Source organism: Pseudomonas sp. S49, assembly GCF_009866785.1.
Classification (GTDB): domain Bacteria; phylum Pseudomonadota; class Gammaproteobacteria; order Pseudomonadales; family Pseudomonadaceae; genus Aquipseudomonas.
The window spans coordinates 3,340,126-3,357,742 of sequence record NZ_CP019432.1 but is presented as its reverse complement, the minus strand read 5'-3'; the positions used below and the strand labels follow the sequence as shown (position 1 = coordinate 3,357,742).

The following is a 17,617-nucleotide window of genomic DNA, read 5'->3' as shown; positions in this document are numbered from 1 at the left end:
CCATGCATATCCTGTTTATCCTCAAGGATTTCAAGGTGGGCGGTGGCGTCGAGCGCGTGCAGCAACGGTTGTCCGAGCAGTTTCTCAAGGACGGCCGACGGGTGAGCTTTTTCGTTATCAACGCAGACGTGCCCGACACGCCCGGTGTGCAGCGCTTCAACGGCGGCGGCAGCGGTCTCATCGGTTTGCTCAAGTCCATCATTTTGTTGCGCCGGCTCATACAGCGTGAAGGCGTCACCCACCTGATTGCCGCCAAGGAACAGGCCAACCTCTGCACCTGGTTCGCCACCTTGGGTCGTTTCTACAAAGTCATCTATTGCCGCCACGCGACCCTCGATTGCAGTGAACAGAACACCGGTCCTGCCAGCCTGCGCGTGCTCTACAGCTTGTACCTGTGTGGCAGCGGCAAGGTCGTCACCGTCTCCAATGCCTTGCGCCAGACGCTCGTCGAGTTACTGCCCTGGGGTCAGCAGCGCATCCGTTATTGCCCCAATGCGGTGGTCACCGAGCAACTCTTTCAAGCCTCGCAGGCGCCGCTACCCGCCGGAATGCCCGGTGCGTACTGGTTGGGCCTGGGCCGTTTGGTCGAACCGAAAGGTTTTCAGCTGTTGCTCGATGCCTACGCGCTGGCGTTGCGCAGCGCTGCGCTGCCGGATCTGGTGATCGTCGGCGATGGCCCGTTGCGCGAGGCACTGACCGCTCAAGCCCGTCGTCTGGGCATCGCCCCGCGAGTGCATTTCACCGGGTTCCTGAGCAACCCCTATCCGCTGCTCCGGCACGCGCAGTTGTTCATTTTGAGTTCCGTGCAAGAAGGCATGCCGACGGTGTTGATCGAGGCGCTGGCACTGGGCACGCCGGTGCTGGCCAGCGATTGCGAGACCGGCCCCCGAGAACTGCTCGACAACGGCCGACTGGGCCAACTGGTGAGGGTCAACGACGTACCGGCGCTGGCCGACGGCATGCTGCGCAGCCTGACGCCACGCGATGACGTCGCCTTCAGCGAAACCAGACTCACTGACACCCTGCGTCAGTACACCAGCCAGTACGCGGCGCAGGCGTATTACCAGGTATGGAATCAATGAAAAAGTTGCTGATCATCCTGCATGACCTCAGCGCCGGCGGGGCTGAAAAAATGTTGGCGCGTCTGGCTGGAGCGCTGGTGGACGCGGGCAATGACGTGACCTTGCTGATGCTCACCGGCGGCGGCATTCACGCCGCGCACCTCGACCCGCGCGTGAAGAAGGTTGAGTTGAATAGCCCACGCAGCGTCCGTGCAGTGCCGGCACTCACGCGTTTTCTGCGGGCCAATCGCTTTGACGCACAACTGGCGGCCCTCACCCACGTCAACGTGGTGGCGATCGCTGCGTCGGTGTTGTCCGGCACGCTGGCACGCCTGCACGTCAGCGAGCGCAATGCCTTTTCCCACGACAAGCACGTCAACCCCGACTTCATGGTGCGCGTCGCGTACCTGCTGGCGCCGCTGTTGTATCGGCTGATTCCCAACCCGGTGATCTGTGTCTCGCGGGGTGTAGCCCAGGACCTGGTCGACACCACCGTGGCCCGCCGCCAGGACGTGACCATTGCCGACAACCCGGTGCTCGACAATGACTTTCGCGAGAAGACGCTCGGTCTGCCCAGCCACCGCTGGCTGCAGGAAAAATCCGGCCCGGTGATTGTCGCCGTGGGTCGACTGGCGCCGCAAAAAGGCTTCGACACCTTGATCACCGCGTTCGCTGCATTGCCGGACAGCCGCGCCCGACTGATCATTTTTGGCGAGGGCGCACTCAGGCCGAATCTGCTGGAACAGGCGCGCGCACTGGGCATGGCGGACCGCTTCGATCTGCCGGGCTATGCCCATGCCCCTTTGGCGGAGGTCGCTGCCGCCGATTGCTTCGTGCTGTCGTCGCGCTTCGAGGGCAGCCCAAACGCCTTGGTAGAGGCGTTATCCACGGGCACGCCGGTGGTGGCAACCCGCTGCCCCCATGGCCCGCAAGACATCCTCGTTGGCGGTGTAGTCGCGCCACTGGTCGACGTCGACGATCCAATCGCCCTGGCGCAGGCGATTGCCCTGCAACTGGCCACACCGCGCAATCTGCAACGTGAATTGCGCCTGGAGGCCGCGGCCCGATTCATCAATGCCAGCGCCGTGCAGACCTATCTCAAAGCGTTGATCGGGAGCCCGTCATCATGAGCACACTGGCGATCAGGTATTCGACCTTACGCGACGGCTTCACCTTGTTCGGCATCCTGTTCTACATCCAGGTGATTACCTTTGTCCTCAGCCTGGGCGGAGCCGCCAGCTTCGGCGACATCAACAAAGACCTCGAAGGCAACGTGGCCAATCAGATTTGCGGGCTGATCACGCTGTTGGTGCCGTTATTCTTCTTCATCCGCAACAAGGTGTTCCTCAGCAAGACCTTTTATCGCAGCAACTTTTTCATGCTGCTGTTCTTGCTCTGTGTCATCGCGTCGATCGGCTGGTCCCACGACCCGATGCTGAGTTTCAAGCGCTTTATCGCGATGCTCAGCATGGTGTTTTTCGCCGGTTTCATTGCCTACAACTATTCGCTGGAAAAAATCACCTTCATGCTTGGTTGCGCCATCGGCGGGGCGGCGCTGATCGGCTTGATCCTCGCCGTGGTGATGCCTGACGTCGCGTTCCTGTCCGGGGGGATTCGCGACGGCGCCTTCAAGGGGATTTTTGCCGAAAAGAATGCCGGTGCGCGGCTCAACGCGATCGCCATCCTGTTGTTGCTACCGATGATTCGCCGACGCAATCACTGGGCGCTGTTCTGTGCGTTTTTCTCACTGGTCGCGATCTTGCTCGCGCAGTCGGCGACCGGGGTAGCGCTGATTGTTTCCGGCGCGATCAGCTACTGGTACTTCCTGACCCTGATCCGTTTGCGCATCAACCATTCGCCGCTGATGTTCCTCGGCTGTACCCTCCTCTATCTACTGGTGTGCCTGTTCCTCTACAGCAACTTTGCGGTGCTGCTGGAAATGGCCGGTCGCGACCCGTCACTGACCGACCGCACCTTGATCTGGGAATTGCTCGCGCCGTTTATCGACGGGCAGTTCCTCAAGGGTTACGGCTTCGGCGCCTTCTGGTCCAGCCCCGATGCCGATGGCTTCATTACTCGCTGGGGCTACATCGGTAACGCCCACAGCGGCTACGTCGAAACCCTGCTCAACGGCGGTGCAATCCAACTGACGGCGCTGGCCTTGATGTTTGGCGAAGCCCTGCTCAAGCAATACCGCGCCGTGACCGCCAACCAGACCGCGCAGTTTCGCGCCAGTGCACTGGTGATCATCGGTTTGTTCGCCGTCACCAATTATGTGGCGTACGTGATCCCCAACTATCGCTCCGCCGAGTTTCTGGTGTTCTGCACTCTGGCCCTGTCTTTCCGCCATCACCTCGCGGTCTACCCCGCAACCTCAGCGGCAACGCAGCGTCAGCGTGTCTCTGGCAGAGCACTGCCGCGCGATTCAGCCAACGCGTAACCCAAGGAGAACCACCCGTGCCCAACCAAGCCCCCTCTTCCGTGGATTCAGTGTGCGTCGTCATCCCGATGTACAACGGCGCCGACAGCATTGAGCAGACATTAGCGTCGCTGGTCGGGCAAACCCGCCTGCCGGATCACGTCATCGTCATCGACGATGGCTCCACCGATGACGGCCCGCAACGGGTCAGAGACTTTGTCGCGCCGTTTCGCCTGACGCTGCTGCAGCAAGCCAACGAAGGCCAGGCCAGCGCGCGTAATCACGGCATGCGCCACTCGCAAGAGACGTTTGTGGCGATGCTCGATGCCGATGACCAGTGGCACCCGCAAAAGCTCGAACTGCAACTGGCCCTGTACGAAGAACTCAGTCGTCAGGGCCGGCCGGTGGGGTTGATCGACTGCTATGCGCAGGTCAATTACAGCGACGGCCGGCGGCAGCTGGACAACCGCCGCAAAAGCGGCAGGCACTTCTACGACTTCATCCACGCCAACGTCGTCAATGGCGTTTCCACTGCGCTGGTCAGGCGCGAGGTGATCATGCAGCTCGGCGGCTTCGATGCCAGCCTGCGCTACTCCGAAGACCGCTACATGTGGACGCGGATCGCCGAACACTGGGAGGTCCACACGGTGCCGCAGGTACTGCTGGAGCGCACGGTCAACGGCGGCAACATGACCGCGCAACCGAAAAAGTACTACCAGAACAAGATCCATTTCATCGAGGTGTACCTCGCCCGCTACAGCGAGATGCTCAGCCAGCAGCAACGGATCGATTTCGTCCTGAGCAACCACACCGATTTTCTCGAAGCGTTTTCCCGCCGCGGCGAGCACGACCAAGTGCTCGGCGTGTACCGGCGAATGCTCGAGTGCTCCTGGCAAGCGCTGATCTTCGCCAACGGTAAACCGACCTTGCGCTATCTCTATGCCCGCGCCAGAACATGGCGCAAGGCAACGGCGTCAACCCCAGCTCATTGAACCGGTAACCGCCATGGCCAATCACCGTCTGGTGACGTTGAGCTGGATCTTCACCGAGAAATTCGGCCTGATCCTGCTGTCGATGATTACCTTTGTCGTCTACGCGAAGCTGCTGTCGCCGGCCGAGCTGGGTGTGGGCACGATCATCATTGCCATCGTCGAGCTGATCGGTCTGGTGTACTCATCGGTGCTGGAGGATCCGCTGGTACGCCTTGAACGGCTGGAAGACAAACACATTTCCACGGCTTTCTGGGCCGGGGTGCTCGTCAGTCTGGTGTCGATTGTCATCATCTCGCTCGCGGCATTCCTGTACACGCCCGACCCGCTGCTGCAATGGCTGACGGCAGTGGCCTCGGTGAAAATCCTGTTCACCATGATGGCGCGGGTCTATGTGGCGCAAATGCGCCGTAGCGGTAACTTCAAGATGCTCGCGTCGCGCACGTTACTGGGCAAAGTCGCGGGCGGCGTCGGCGGCATCGTAGTGGCGCTGTACGGTTGGGGTGCGTGGGCAGTGATTGCCCAGGCGCTGATCATGGAATGGGTGTCGATCATGGTCCTGATGGGTGCAGACCGGCGACGCATCGCGTTTGCCATCGACCGGACGGTCTTGCGCGAACTGTTGAAGGCCGGTGCACCGGTTGCAATCAATTCGCTGAGTTCACAAACCTTGCAGCGCGGCGTCAACGTGGTGCTGGGGATGACGGCCGGGGCGAACGCAGTCGGCATGTTCAACATGGCGATGCGCATCATCGAACTGCCGCGCACAGCGATTTATAACGGTCTGCTGAGTTATGCGTTGCCGGCGTTCGCCCGACGCAGTGCGGAACCCAAGCGCCTGCTCGGGATCATTGGCGACTCGACCGCGGTCAGCGGCTTTGTGTTGACGCCGCTGTTCATTGGCCTCGCGCTCACGGCCAACGACCTCATCCTGTTGATCTTCGGCGCCAAGTGGGCCGACGCCATTCCACTGTTGCAAGTGCTGGCCTGCACCGCGGCCATCGGCAACACCGCCATGTACGCCACCACCGCACTGGTGGCGGTCAACCGCAGCCACCTGACGATCAAGGCGGAAGTACTCACCACAGTTCTGGCTCTGGCGCTGGTCTACAGCCTCGGCAGCGTTTATGGCGGCATGGCCGCAGCTGCCGCTCTGCTCGCGCGCATGTTGCTGATCACGCCACTGCAAATTCGCGGCCTCAACCTGGCCATCGGTTACAGCTGGCGGCGGTTTGTCGAGGCCAATTACCGCAGCGTGATTGCCGCGCTGGTCATGGCCGCGACCGTATTGCTGGTGTCACCGCAACTGGGTTTCCAAGGCTACCTGCACCTGATCGGCAACATCGCGGTGGGCGCGCTGAGCTACGCCGTGGCGTACAGCCTCATCCACCCGCACTGGCCGCAGGAATTCAAATCGGTTTTCACCGCCCGCTGATTCAGTCCCTGAGACAGGAAGACCTCACCATGCGCAAAACCACGTTGATTACTGGCGGGGCCGGTTACATCGGCTCGCATACCGCTTTGGCGCTCATCAATGCCGGGCACCGGGTGCTGGTGCTCGATAACCTGTGCAACAGCTGTCAGGAGTGCATCGCGCGCCTTGAGCAACTGACTTTGACCCGGGTCGATTTCATCAAGGGCGACATCCGTGATTCCGACCTGCTGGACGACATTTTCAGGCGCTATGACATCGATGCGGTGGTGCATTTTGCCAGCCTCAAATCCGTCGCCGAAAGCGTGCGCAAGCCACTCGACTACTACGCCAACAATGTCGCCGGTACGCTGGACCTGTGCCGGGCCATGGCGCGCAACAACGTCTTCCGTCTGGTTTTCAGCTCATCGGCCACGGTGTACGGCGAGCCGACCCGTACGCCGATTGCCGAAGACTTCGGCACCGGTAAACCGGTCAATCCGTATGGTCGCACCAAGCTGATGATCGAAGAGCTGCTGACGGATTTGTGCGATTCCGATCCGCGCTGGAGCATTGGCCTGTTGCGCTACTTCAATCCGATTGGCGCCCACGAAAGCGGGATGATCGGTGAAGACCCGCGCGGCCGACCCAACAACCTGCTGCCGTGCCTGACCCAGGTCGCCATTGGCCGGATACCGGAACTCACGGTGTACGGCAGCGACTATCCCACCGTCGACGGCACCTGCGTGCGCGACTACATCCACGTGGTCGACCTCGCCATTGGCCACCTCAAGGCACTGCTGGTGTTGCAGCAGAACCACGGCATCCATTTCTGGAACCTCGGCACGGGGGTCGGCTACAGCGTGTTGCAGATAATCCACAGTTTCGAGGACATCACCGGCATCAGCATTCCCTACCGCTTTGCACCGCGCCGCGAAGGTGACATTGCCAAGTGCTGGGCAGACCCGGCCAAGGCCGGACGCGAGCTGGGCTGGACCGCGCAACGCGACCTGCCACAAATGATTGTCGATGCCTGGCGCTGGCAGTCGTGTAATCCGCAGGGGTATCAGTCTTCCTTCGAAATCCCAGCGCTGCTTGCGTTCAAATGATGTTCTTACGATCGCTGCCGGCGCTGCTGCTGTGGGTTGCGCTGACTGGCAACGCCGCACAAGCGCCGCCCAATGCCGGGCTGGTGCTGTGGCTGGACGCGGCCGATGCGTCCAGCCTGAGCGTGAATGCGCAGAACCGTGTGCAGCGCTGGAGCGATAAATCCGGCCAGTCCCATGACGCCTGGGTCGACGAAGGCACCGAGCAGCCACAAAAGATTGAAAACGCCGTGAATGGCCATGCCGTCGTGCGTTTGAGTGGTACTTCGGCGTTTCTGGGCAAAAACATTCGCAGTGGAAATGGGCCTGTCACGGTATTGGTCGTGTCCCGCCGATTGCCAGAACAGGCCGGCGTCGATCCGTGGCAGCGGTTGTTCAGTTCACGTGCGCAAACCGCTGACAACGATAACGTGTTGCCGAACTTCGCCATCAGCCTGGCGCAAACCACCGCGTATGAACCGACGGTTTCCGTCCTGGAACTGCAGGGTGTGCCGATCGGCCCGTATGCGGTCGGGCGCAATGCCATCGGCACGTCGGAAAACTTTCGCGGCGATATCGCCGAGGTGCTGGTTTACGACCGCCCGTTTGCGTCCCTCGCCGAGCGTCAGCAGGCTTTTCAGTACCTTGCGCACAAGTGGTCAGTGGCCGTTCCCACCCACGCCGATACATGGACCCGTGTCGGTCCGCTGGGCACGCTGCCGACCCGCACTCACGTTTATCTGCCACTGTCCGATCAAAACAACGGCGGACGCTGGGTACTCGACACCAACCTGTCCGATGACTTCAACGGCAGCAGCCTCGACCCCACCCGCTGGCACGTCAACAATGCCATCGGCAATGAATCGCTCGGGCGCAAACCGGCGCTGTTCACTCCACGCAATGCCAGCGTCAGCAACGGCAACCTGAACATTGTCTTTCGTAAGGAAACCTTGCCGCAGAAGTACGTCGAGCTTGGCTTCAAGGATTACACCTCAGCCATGGTCCGTACCCGTGAACGCGGTTTCTACGGCTACTACGAAGCACGCGCCAAACCGATGAACTCCGCAGCGTCGAGCGCATTCTGGCTGGCGTGGACGGGCTTCACGGACAACGCCACCGAAATCGATATCTTTGAAATTGGCGGTAAAACCAAAGGCGCAGCCTCGGATCGTTCTTACAACATGAACGCTCACTTATGGGCCACGCCGCAAAGTAAAGAACATATCGCCAGCGGCAGCACCTGGATCAGCCCTTGGCGCCTGGCCAGTGACTTTCATGTCTACGGCTTCGACTGGCAACCCGACACCCTGCGCTGGTACGTCGATGGCGTGCTGGTCAGGGAATCGAAGAACCGCCACTTCTTCTTCCCGATGCAAATCGTCTTTGACAGTGAGGCCATGTGGAAATGGTTCGGCGTGGTCGACGACGCTGACCTGCCGTCCACCTTCGAAGTCGACTACATCCACAGGTGGCAACGCGGTCCATAACCGTCACACAACGCTGGGACAGTCGATGCCCCCTCCTGCTGCCATAGCTTTCGCCTTGGGTCGAATTCCACTCGGCAGAGTCGTCAGTTCTCAATCAGCGCTAACACGTCCGGAGCGCCCAAACATGAACAACCGACGACTGAAGGAACTGGATTTGCTGCGCTTCCTGGCTGCGCTCGCCGTGGTGATTTTTCACTACGCGTTTCGCGGGTATGCGCGGGGCGACATGTCGGTCATGCCCTATCCGCTGCTGGCCGAGGTGGCCAAATACGGTTACCTGGGCGTGGAACTGTTTTTCATGATCAGCGGATTTGTCATCCTGATGACGGCGTCGAGCAACAATCTGCAGGTGTTTTTCATCTCCCGCGTGGTGCGCCTGTGCCCGGCATTCTGGGTGTGCTGCACGCTCACCTTTCTGATCACACTCGCCTTCGGACAGCCCAGATTCAGCGCGGATCTTTATCAATACCTGATCAACATGACGTTCCTTGGCGATCTGATCGGCGTCCCGCCCATCGACGGCGTTTACTGGTCGCTGTTTGTCGAAATCAAGTTCTACCTGATGATCTCGATTCTCCTGGCCTTGAAGAAAATAGACAAAATCGAACCCTGCCTCGTGCTGTGGTTACTGGTGTCGGCCACCGCGGAAGTCCTCGCTTTCGAAAAGCTGCGCTCGATTCTCATCACTGATTACGCGGCCTACTTCATCGCCGGTGCCACGTTCTACCTGATCTGGGCGAAGGGTATGACAAAACTGCGCATTGCCTTGGTGGCGGGCGCATTGGCCTTGGCCACCTTTACTGCCATTACCTGGGCCGAGTCGATCGAAAGCAAATATGCGACGCAATACGATCCCTCGATCATCGGCAGCGTCATTATCGTTTTCTTTATGACCTTCCTTTTGATCGCAACCAACAAAACAGCCGCCATCGGGCAATTGAACTGGACGACCCTGGGAGCGCTCACATACCCGCTGTACCTGCTCCATCAAATGATCGGTTTCATCATCTTCAACATGGCCTATCCGGCGGTGAATGCGCACCTGCTGCTGTGGGGCACCGTGGCTTTGATGATCGCTGCGTCCTATGTCATTCACGAAAAAATCGAAACGCCAATGGCCAGACTGATGAAAAGGTCCCTGTCATTTTCCTTCAATCGTCTACGGGCCGGTTAGCCGGCGGCGACGAAAGCTGAAGCGATTTAGCGAACCTTTCCCGCGAAAACAGCGTCCGAGCTAAGGCGTTAACGCTTACCGCTCACCACGAGGTTTCCGTTTGAAAGCAGCCATCGTCAGAAAATACCGTTTGATCATCAAGACTCTGGGCTATGTCGGCTGGGCGTTGTTCTGGCTGCTGCTCTGGGACATCGCCGTCACCGTCGATTTCATGTTGTTCCTCAACGCCAAGCTGAACCTGCCATTGATGCCCCTGACGTTATTGGGTTCGGCATTGATCGTGCTGATCAGTTTTCGCAACAGCAGCGCTTACAACCGCTGGTGGGAAGCACGCACGTTGTGGGGTTCGATGATCAACAATTCGCGCAGCTTCGCCCGCCAGGTGCTGACGTTGCTGGATGATCCCGATGGCGAGGTCAATCCGGTCAAGTCGACCCTGTTGCGCCGCCACGTCGCTTATGTGAATTGCCTCGCCGCGCATCTGCAAGGCCAGCCTTGCCCTGAGGAAGTCCGCGCGTTTATTCCCGCCAATGAATTCGCCCGCAGTGGCACGACCAATAACTTTGCCAATGACATTCTCACCGGTTCCGCGACCTTGCTCGCTCGCGAATACAAGGCCGGGCGCCTGGACAGCATTCGTCTGGCACGGCTGGAGTCGACGCTGGTGGATTTGTCCAACAGCCAGGGCGGCATGGAGCGGATTGCCAATACGCCGCTGCCCTACCCTTATGTGTATTTCCCGCGGCTGTTTATTTCGCTGTTCTGCCTGATCGTGCCCGTCGGGCTGGTGGAGTCTTTGGGCTGGTTCACGCCGTTGGCTTCGACCGTGGTCGGTTTTATGCTGCTGGCCATCGAACGCATCGGCACCGATCTGCAAAGCCCGTTTCGCCACAGCGAACACCAGATTCAGATGGAAGCGCTGTGCGAAACCATCGAGAAAAACCTGCAGTCGATGCAGCGTGATTCTTTGGGTGACGTGCGCAGGCTTGAAGAGAACGCTTGAGGTGCAGCAATCGGTAACCGTCAGGACGTCTGACGGTTTCCAAATCAATCAGAACGCCGCACAACATCGCTTGTGATCGCACCGCGCTCACACATCTCCCGGAGCGCTCACTGTCATCCCCCTCTGCTTCCCGCTCCTCGCGGTCTCACATTTTGCGATGTGAGGTTTTCGCATCTGCATAAAAAAGATTGCCGATTCATTGTCAGGTGATTTTTTTCAGCCTATCTTCAATAAAACCTATACAAAGCACTTCATTGCGTACAACTCTTTCGCTATGGATTGGCCTCACGCACAGCACTGCCGCGAGCACCTTGAATGAACCCACTATTAGCCAGCCATTACCGTGAAATTCTCGTCGGCGTCGGTGAAAACCCCGAGCGCGAAGGACTGTTGGACACACCCAAGCGCGCCGCCAAAGCGACGCAGTACCTGTGCAACGGCTACACCATGAGCCTGGAAGACGTCACCAACGGTGCCTTGTTCGAGTCGCAGAGCGATGAAATGGTGATCGTCAGCGACATCGAGCTGTATTCCTTGTGCGAGCACCACATGCTGCCCTTTATCGGCAAGGCACATGTCGCGTACATCCCCACCGGCCGGGTCCTGGGGCTGTCGAAGGTCGCGCGGGTGGTAGACATGTTCGCGCGTCGCCTGCAGATCCAGGAAAACCTTACACGGCAGATTGCCGACGCCATCCAGCAGATCACCGATGCCGCCGGTGTGGCGGTGGTCATTGAAGCGCGGCACATGTGCATGATGATGCGCGGCGTTGAGAAGCAGAATTCGGTCATGACCTCCTCCGTGATGCTGGGGGCTTTCCGGGATAGTTCGACGACACGGCAGGAGTTCCTGCAACTGATCGGACGTCGATAAAGCTATACAGGGGACAGTCACTGTACAAGCCGATAGTTCGAATCTCACCCTCTTCACTTGTGTGTTTCAGGGAGTTAGGCGATGACCCGATTTCTGCTGTTATTGGCACTGGTCCTCAGCGTCGCAAGCTGCGGCAGCGTAGATGTTGCCCGTTATGCCGAGCAACAACCGGCCCTGGACCTGCAGCGTTTTTTCAGCCAGCCCGTCAAAGCCTGGGGGATGTTTCAGAAGCGCAACGGTGAGGTGGCCAAGCGTTTTGAGGTCAACATCGTCAGCCGGCGTGAGGGCAACAACCTGATTCTCGACGAGCGCTTCCTGTACAGCGACGGCACCCGCCAACGTCGCGTCTGGACTCTCACGCCCGAAGGCCAGGGGCGTTGGAGCGGTCGCGCGGCTGACGTGGTGGGTGTCGCCGAGGGCCGGGTCGCGGGCAACACGTTGCACTGGCGTTATCGCCTGAACCTGCCGGTCGATGACTCGACTTACGAAATGAGCATGGACGACTGGATGTACTTGATGGACGAGGACACGTTGATCAACCGCACCAGCATGTCCAAATTCGGCGTAGAGGTCGGACAGGTGACATTGTTCTTCCGTCGCCAGGGTGCCGGAGTCAGCGAATGAACCGCGCATTGACCCTGGCCTCGCTCGGCGACGGTTATCGCGCGCTGGTGATCGGCGCCAGTGGCGCCCTCGGCACAGCCTTTTGCCAACTGCTGAAACAGGATCCGCGCTGTGCCGACGTTCGTGCGCTGGGGCGCCGTACCCTCCCCGCGCTCGACCTTGAACGGCCCGAAACGATTGCCAGTGCCGCCTCCGAACTGGCAGGCGAAGCGCCGTATCAACTGATCATCCACGCGGCCGGTCTGCTCCATCGCGAAGGGATCAAACCGGAAAAAAGCTTCAGCGCAATCGAGCCGGAGGCGCTGCAAACCGTGTTTCAAGTGAACACGCTGGGACCGGCATTGGTGTTGCGTCATTTCCTGCCACTGCTCGATCCTCGGGGAGCGATGGCGATGCTTTCGGCCAAGGTCGGGAGCATTGGCGACAACCGTTTGGGCGGCTGGTACGCCTACCGCGCCTCCAAGGCTGCGTTGAACATGCTGATCAAGACCGCCGCCATCGAACTGGCACGCACGCGCCCGCAGAGTCGCTTGCTCAGTCTGCACCCGGGCACGGTGGTGTCGGGGTTGTCGCAACCTTTTCGCGGCGCCTCCAGCGCCCGTCCGGCAGACGTTGCCGCTGAACAGTTACTGACCTTGATAGACCAGTTGACGTCGGCCGACAGCGGCCATTTCTTTGCCTACGATGGAGAACGCCTACCCTGGTAGGCAAGGAGTGAAGCATGAACCTGCAAGCCCTCACCGAACGTGCGGCCAACAGTGAAATACGTGAACTGGAGCTGCTGTCACTCGAAGGTGGTTTTTATCTGGCGCGGATCCGTCTGGATCACGGCCAGTTCACCCTGCTGGATGACGCGGCCAAGCCGATGCACCTGCGCTCGATCACCCACCTGCGTGACTTGCTGCAGACCGTGCCGGCCTTTCCCTGCGTGCTGGTGCAGCAATGCGTGCACGACGAAATGTGCGGGCGCGATACAGGGCCTGTCGAAGAGCTGCGCATTCCCTTTTCGCTCACTACGCCCGTATGAGTCGAACCACGCACATCAACTGGTAACGAGCGGGGGCCGCCCCATTTGTCGCGTACCCGCTAAGCTGGTGTTACGGCCGTGCGTCAGTTGAACGGTGTTGGCTGACTGAAAACAGCAAAATAGAAATGCTGTCATAACCATGATTTTTTCTGACAAAACGGCGTCTTTTGCAGGTTTTCAAAAGCTCTGTTGAAGCCTGTCAGAGCGCCATTTGCGGCCCAAGCGGATTATCAAAAATCCAATAACGCTTTATTACTGAATTAGTGATTTAACTAGGTAGTTACCTAACTATATAATGCGCGCCTCATTTCAACGGGACACTCAACGTGAAGCAGAGTCAACGCCTCTCGGGCATATCAAAATTCATTCTGATCGGGCTGGGCGTCGTCATCGCCCTGCTCGGCTTGGCGCTGGCTGCGGGCGGCGTGAAGTTGGTCAGCCTGGGAGGCTCGTGGTACTTCCTGGTGGGTGGCTTGGTCATGGCCGTTTCCGGTCTGCTGATCGCGCGCTTCAAGCTTGCCGGCGCGTGGTTGTTCGCCGCGTTCCTGGTGGGCACCGCGATCTGGGCGGTGAGCGATGCCGGCCTGGTGTTCTGGCCGGTGTTCTCGCGCCTGTTCATGTTCAGTGTGATCGGCTTGGTCGTGGCGCTGGTTTATCCGCAGCTCAAGCGTGCCAACGGTGGCGTTGCCGGTCGCGGCGCTTACGCTGTGGCTGCGGTGCTTGCGGTCGGCGTGGTTGTGGCGGCCGGCAATATGTTTGTCGCCCATCCAACCGTGGCGGCAACCGGCACTGGCCCGGGCCTGACCCCGGTCGAGCCGGACAAGGCGCAAAAGGACTGGGCGCACTACGGTAATACCGAAGGTGGCAGCCGCTTCGCCGCGCTGGACCAGATCAACCGCAACAACGTCGACAAACTGAAAGTGGCGTGGACCTATCACACCGGTGACGTCGCCGAGAGCGATGGCAACGGTGCTGAAGATCAGCTCACCCCGCTGCAGGTTGGCAACAAGGTGTTCATCTGCACCCCGCACAACAACCTGATCGCCCTCGATGCCGACACCGGTAAAGAGCTGTGGAAGAACGCGATCAACGCTCAGTCGAAAGTCTGGCAGCGCTGCCGTGGCATGGCCTATTTCGACGCCACCGCCGCTATCGCTCAGCCGGCCAATTCGAAAATCATCGAAGCCAAGCCTGCGCCGGCCGCCAATTGCCAGCGTCGTCTGCTGACCAACACCATTGATGCCCGCCTGATCGCGGTCGATGCGGACACCGGCGAGTTCTGCCAGGGTTTCGGCAACAACGGCCAGGTTGATCTGAAGGCCGGTCTGGGTAACGTGCCGGACAGCTACTATCAGCTGTCGTCCGCGCCGCTGATGGCCGGCACCACCGTGGTGGTTGGCGGTCGCGTAGCTGACAACGTGCAGACCGACATGCCCGGCGGCGTAATCCGTGGTTTCGATGTGATCACCGGCGCCATGCGTTGGGCCTTCGACCCGGGCAATCCGCAGGATAAAAACGCACCGGCCGACGGCAGCACTTATGTGCGCAGCACGCCGAACAGCTGGGCGCCGATGTCCTATGACCCGGCGACCAACACCGTGTTCCTGCCGATGGGCAGTTCGTCGACCGACATCTATGGTGTCGAGCGCAGCAAACTCGATCACACCTACGGTGCTTCGATCCTCGCGCTGGACGCCACCAGCGGTGACGAGCGCTGGGTGTTCCAGACCGTGCACAACGATCTCTGGGACTTCGACCTGCCGATGCAGCCGAGCCTGATCGACTTCACCAAGGACGGCAAAAGCATTCCGGCACTGGTCATCGGCACCAAGGCCGGGCAGATCTACGTGCTCGACCGCGCGACCGGCAAACCGTTGACCGAGGTTAAAGAAGTACCGGTGAAAGCGGCGAACATCCCGAACGAACCGTACTCCCCGACTCAGCCGAAATCGGTGGGCATGCCAGAAATCGGTGCTCAGCACCTGACTGAATCGGACATGTGGGGCGCCACGCCGTACGACCAGTTGCTCTGCCGCATCGACTTCAAAGGCATGCGCTACGACGGCCTGTACACCGCGCCGGGCATGGACAAATCGCTGAGCTTCCCAGGTTCGCTGGGCGGCATGAACTGGGGCAGCATCTCCACTGACCCGGTACACGGCTTCATCTTCGTCAACGACATGCGCCTGGGTCTGTGGATTCAGATGATTCCGTCGCAGAACAAGGGTCAAGCCGCTGGCGGTGGCGAAGCACTGAACACCGGCATGGGCGCCGTACCGCTGAAAGGCACGCCGTACGCTGTGAACAAGAACCGCTTCCTGTCGGTGGCCGGCATTCCTTGCCAGGCACCACCGTTCGGCACGCTGACGGCGATCGACATGAAGACCCAGAAAATCGCCTGGCAGGTTCCGGTCGGCACCGTTGAAGACACCGGTCCACTGGGCATCCGCATGCACCTGCCGATCAAGATCGGTCTGCCAACCCTCGGCGGCACGCTGTCGACCCAAGGTGGTTTGATCTTCATCGCCGGCACCCAGGACTTCTACCTGCGCGCCTTCAACAGCGGCAACGGTGAAGAAGTCTGGAAAGCACGTCTGCCAGTCGGCAGCCAAGGCGGCCCGATGACCTATGTTTCGCCGAAAACCGGCAAGCAGTACATCGTCATCACCGCGGGTGGCGCGCGTCAGTCGACCGATCGCGGCGACTACGTGATGGCTTACGCCCTGCCATAAATCACGGTGTCCACGTAAAGCGCGGCACCTTCGGGTGCCGCGCTGCTTTCCCCCCTATTGCTCAAGTTTTCTGCAGGAAGATTTACATGCTATCGGCTGTTGGTTTTTCCCGTTCCGACCTGTTCAAAGGCCTGTTGCTGGGCGTCGCGTGCACCACCACCCTCCCCGCGCTGGCCGATAACGATTCCGATCTGTTGACCCGCAGCACCCTTACCGGTGACTGGGGTGGCTTGCGTCACCAGATGGATGAACAAGGCATCAAGTTCACCGGCGACTACAGCGGTGAAATGGCATACAACGCCGACGGCGGTTTGCATCGCTCGGCGCGCTACTCGCAGAACATCAAACTCGGCGTGCAGTTCGATCTGAGCAAGTTGTACGGCGTCGACAATGCCGGCAAGGTCCAGTTGACCATCAACGACCGTCGCGGCAACAGCGCCTCGGAAGATCTGGTCGGCAACCGTCTGCCGATCCAGGAAAACTACGGTGGCCTGTACACGCGCCTGACCGAACTGAGTTACGAGCGCAGCCTGTTTACCCCGGCGCTCAATGTGAAACTCGGTTACATGGCCATGGGTAATGACCTCGGCGGCCTCGACAGCGGCATTCTGTGCAACTTCATGAACGCCGGTTTCTGCGGTCATCCGCTGAACATGTCTGGCGGTAGCGGCTGGACCAACTACCCCAATGCCCATTTGGGCGTGCGGGTGAAATACGACCTGTCGTCCTCGTGGCAACTGCGCGTGGCCGCGTTCAACGTCGACCCGCAAAGCAACGGCAACTCCAGCCGCGCCTGGCATCTTGGCCCGAAACACACCACCGGCACCGTGGTGCCGATCGAGCTGGTGTACAAGCATGCGGGCGCCCTGCCCGGCGAATACAAGCTCGGTTACTACTACGACAGCTCCGACGTAAAACGCATTGGCAGCGACAAAGAAGTGTCCGGTCGCGGCGGTCATTACCTGCTGATCGATCAGGCCGTCTGGAACTCGCCGACGTCCGAAGGCCGCAGCCTGCACGCCTTCGGCCAATACTCGGCGGCCAGCGAAGCGGCTTCGCCGTTCAGCAAGTGGTACGGCACCGGCGTGGTTCTGTACAAACCGTTTGAAGGTCGTCCGCGAGACACCGTCGCCCTGGGTTACGGCCGCGCCGTGCCGAACCCGCGCAGCCGTGACGTGCTGCAGGACGCAGCATTGAACAACGGCACAGCGTTCCCGAACCTGGACAGCGCCGAGCAATTGATCGAACTCGGCTACGGTTATCAAGCCACGCCTTGGCTGACCCTGCGCCCGAATATGCAGTACATCATCGAGCCGGGCGCGTTTTCCGGGCAGGACATCGATAATGCACTGGTGTTTGGTTTGCAGGTGAAAGCGGCGCTCTGATCTCCAAATAGCAGGCAATAAAAAACCCGGTTTGAATGCCGGGTTTTTTATTGTCTTCAAGATCACTTTTTCTTTTTAGCCGGCTTGTCAGCCTTCTTCGAATCCTTGGCCTTCTCAGGCTTGCTATCGGCTTTCTTGGCAGACTTCTTGGGCGCGGCATCTTTTTTCTTGTCTTTCTTGTCCTTGTCGGAAGACTTTGAAAGCGCCGAGGCTGCCGCTGATTTCTTCTCGGGTGATGACTTTTTGTCTTTCAAGTCCTTGCTGGCTTTCGAAGCGTCACCTTTTTTGTCTTTGCTTTTCTTTTCGTCTTTCGCCACGTTGACCACCTCTCGGAGTGTGCCGTTATT

The 17,617-nt window shown here is 59.7% G+C and carries 16 protein-coding genes; 15 read left to right on the top strand and 1 reads right to left on the bottom strand.

What is annotated here, in order from left to right:
* Nucleotides 1-2: 2 nt before the first annotated feature.
* The 15 genes from PspS49_RS14795 (at nucleotide 3) to PspS49_RS14725 (ending at nucleotide 17,270) form a co-directional block, all read left to right on the top strand.
* Entirely contained in the window at nucleotides 3-1,082 is a 1,080-nt protein-coding gene (locus tag PspS49_RS14795; protein ID WP_160039955.1) for a glycosyltransferase, read from the top strand.
* Nucleotides 1,079-2,191 (top strand): glycosyltransferase, encoded by a 1,113-nt coding sequence (locus tag PspS49_RS14790; protein ID WP_160039953.1) that lies wholly within the window; start codon nucleotides 1,079-1,081, stop codon nucleotides 2,189-2,191. Before PspS49_RS14795 ends, PspS49_RS14790 begins: the two co-directional genes overlap by 4 nt.
* Nucleotides 2,188-3,501, top strand: a complete 1,314-nt coding sequence (locus PspS49_RS14785; protein ID WP_160039951.1) for an O-antigen ligase family protein — start codon at nucleotides 2,188-2,190, stop codon at nucleotides 3,499-3,501. Before PspS49_RS14790 ends, PspS49_RS14785 begins: the two co-directional genes overlap by 4 nt.
* Nucleotides 3,502-3,518: 17 nt before the next feature.
* On the top strand, nucleotides 3,519-4,472 hold the full coding sequence (locus tag PspS49_RS14780; protein WP_160039949.1) for a glycosyltransferase family A protein: 954 nt from the start codon (nucleotides 3,519-3,521) through the stop codon (nucleotides 4,470-4,472).
* A gap of 13 nt (nucleotides 4,473-4,485) precedes the next feature.
* Complete coding sequence (locus PspS49_RS14775; protein ID WP_160039947.1) at nucleotides 4,486-5,904, top strand: oligosaccharide flippase family protein; 1,419 nt, start codon at nucleotides 4,486-4,488, stop codon at nucleotides 5,902-5,904.
* Nucleotides 5,905-5,933: 29 nt separating this feature from the next.
* Entirely contained in the window at nucleotides 5,934-6,989 is a 1,056-nt protein-coding gene (galE, locus tag PspS49_RS14770; protein WP_160039945.1) for a UDP-glucose 4-epimerase GalE, read from the top strand.
* Nucleotides 6,986-8,452, top strand: coding sequence for a family 16 glycosylhydrolase (locus tag PspS49_RS14765; RefSeq protein ID WP_238786285.1), 1,467 nt, complete (start codon nucleotides 6,986-6,988; stop codon nucleotides 8,450-8,452). The genes galE and PspS49_RS14765 overlap by 4 nt, the downstream gene beginning before the upstream one ends.
* A 154-nt stretch (nucleotides 8,453-8,606) precedes the next feature.
* On the top strand, nucleotides 8,607-9,626 hold the full coding sequence (locus tag PspS49_RS14760; protein ID WP_238786284.1) for an acyltransferase: 1,020 nt from the start codon (nucleotides 8,607-8,609) through the stop codon (nucleotides 9,624-9,626).
* A gap of 100 nt (nucleotides 9,627-9,726) precedes the next feature.
* Nucleotides 9,727-10,629, top strand: a complete 903-nt coding sequence (locus PspS49_RS14755; protein ID WP_038361505.1) for a bestrophin family ion channel — start codon at nucleotides 9,727-9,729, stop codon at nucleotides 10,627-10,629.
* A 315-nt stretch (nucleotides 10,630-10,944) separates the two neighbouring features.
* Nucleotides 10,945-11,502 (top strand): GTP cyclohydrolase I FolE, encoded by a 558-nt coding sequence (folE, locus tag PspS49_RS14750; protein ID WP_160039943.1) that lies wholly within the window; start codon nucleotides 10,945-10,947, stop codon nucleotides 11,500-11,502.
* Between the two features lie 81 nt (nucleotides 11,503-11,583).
* A complete protein-coding gene (locus tag PspS49_RS14745) occupies nucleotides 11,584-12,126 on the top strand; it encodes a DUF3833 domain-containing protein (RefSeq protein ID WP_150729248.1) in 543 nt (180 codons plus the stop codon).
* Nucleotides 12,123-12,833, top strand: coding sequence for an SDR family NAD(P)-dependent oxidoreductase (locus PspS49_RS14740; RefSeq protein WP_077572937.1), 711 nt, complete (start codon nucleotides 12,123-12,125; stop codon nucleotides 12,831-12,833). The genes PspS49_RS14745 and PspS49_RS14740 overlap by 4 nt, the downstream gene beginning before the upstream one ends.
* A gap of 14 nt (nucleotides 12,834-12,847) precedes the next feature.
* Nucleotides 12,848-13,153: a DUF6482 family protein gene (locus PspS49_RS14735; RefSeq protein WP_077572938.1), complete on the top strand. Its 306-nt coding sequence runs from the start codon at nucleotides 12,848-12,850 to the stop codon at nucleotides 13,151-13,153.
* 326 nt (nucleotides 13,154-13,479) lie between these two features.
* Nucleotides 13,480-15,885 carry a glucose/quinate/shikimate family membrane-bound PQQ-dependent dehydrogenase gene (locus PspS49_RS14730; RefSeq protein ID WP_160039941.1) on the top strand — a complete coding sequence of 802 codons (2,406 nt, stop codon included), beginning with the start codon at nucleotides 13,480-13,482 and terminating at the stop codon, nucleotides 15,883-15,885.
* A gap of 86 nt (nucleotides 15,886-15,971) precedes the next feature.
* Complete coding sequence (locus PspS49_RS14725; RefSeq protein ID WP_137217133.1) at nucleotides 15,972-17,270, top strand: carbohydrate porin; 1,299 nt, start codon at nucleotides 15,972-15,974, stop codon at nucleotides 17,268-17,270.
* A 62-nt stretch (nucleotides 17,271-17,332) separates the two neighbouring features.
* Here PspS49_RS14725 and PspS49_RS14720 read toward each other — a convergent pair whose 3' ends face one another.
* Nucleotides 17,333-17,596 (bottom strand): hypothetical protein, encoded by a 264-nt coding sequence (locus tag PspS49_RS14720; protein ID WP_174245061.1) that lies wholly within the window; start codon nucleotides 17,594-17,596, stop codon nucleotides 17,333-17,335.
* Between the last annotated feature and the right edge of the window lie 21 nt (nucleotides 17,597-17,617).

What these genes read in the sequence shown, in the direction of transcription:
- PspS49_RS14795 (WP_160039955.1), top strand. Translation starts at nt 3, where the DNA reads ATGCATATCCTGTTTATCCTCAAGGATTTCAAGGTGGGCGGTGGCGTC.
- PspS49_RS14790 (WP_160039953.1), top strand. Translation starts at nt 1,079, where the DNA reads ATGAAAAAGTTGCTGATCATCCTGCATGACCTCAGCGCCGGCGGGGCT.
- PspS49_RS14785 (WP_160039951.1), top strand. Translation starts at nt 2,188, where the DNA reads ATGAGCACACTGGCGATCAGGTATTCGACCTTACGCGACGGCTTCACC.
- PspS49_RS14775 (WP_160039947.1), top strand. Translation starts at nt 4,486, where the DNA reads ATGGCCAATCACCGTCTGGTGACGTTGAGCTGGATCTTCACCGAGAAA.
- galE (WP_160039945.1), top strand. Translation starts at nt 5,934, where the DNA reads ATGCGCAAAACCACGTTGATTACTGGCGGGGCCGGTTACATCGGCTCG.
- PspS49_RS14765 (WP_238786285.1), top strand. Translation starts at nt 6,986, where the DNA reads ATGATGTTCTTACGATCGCTGCCGGCGCTGCTGCTGTGGGTTGCGCTG.
- folE (WP_160039943.1), top strand. Translation starts at nt 10,945, where the DNA reads ATGAACCCACTATTAGCCAGCCATTACCGTGAAATTCTCGTCGGCGTC.
- PspS49_RS14745 (WP_150729248.1), top strand. Translation starts at nt 11,584, where the DNA reads ATGACCCGATTTCTGCTGTTATTGGCACTGGTCCTCAGCGTCGCAAGC.
- PspS49_RS14740 (WP_077572937.1), top strand. Translation starts at nt 12,123, where the DNA reads ATGAACCGCGCATTGACCCTGGCCTCGCTCGGCGACGGTTATCGCGCG.
- PspS49_RS14735 (WP_077572938.1), top strand. Translation starts at nt 12,848, where the DNA reads ATGAACCTGCAAGCCCTCACCGAACGTGCGGCCAACAGTGAAATACGT.
- PspS49_RS14725 (WP_137217133.1), top strand. Translation starts at nt 15,972, where the DNA reads ATGCTATCGGCTGTTGGTTTTTCCCGTTCCGACCTGTTCAAAGGCCTG.